The sequence below is a fragment of the Halalkalibacter lacteus genome, from assembly GCF_036663595.1.
Classification (GTDB): domain Bacteria; phylum Bacillota; class Bacilli; order Bacillales; family Bacillaceae_D; genus Halalkalibacter; species Halalkalibacter lacteus.
On sequence record NZ_JAWRVL010000292.1, the window covers coordinates 1 to 260 of the forward strand.

Sequence of the window (260 nt, forward strand, 5' to 3'; positions counted from 1 at the left end):
GAGAATGGTAGTTGGACAAAGTATTTCAATGGAAACGGTGTTTTTAATACAGGACCGCTTGCGATGATATGGACTAACAAGAACGAAGATTTCTCATATGATGGAACCAATTTAATTTTGAAAACTGCTAATGCGAGTTCGTTATATGGAAATAAAAGAACAACTGCTTTCCTCAATTTTAATCTCGGTCAAGCAGTAAACGATTTTGGGGAAGCAATTCCCGATTCTACCAATAACTACCTATTTAAAATGGCGCTAGT

At 36.2% G+C, this 260-nt stretch carries 1 protein-coding gene; it reads left to right on the forward strand.

Translation table 11 applies throughout. The features are described 5' to 3' along the window. Positions 1 to 260, forward strand: a 260-nt coding sequence (locus SAZ04_RS22400; protein ID WP_332699873.1) for a hypothetical protein, incomplete at both ends; no start/stop codon positions are given.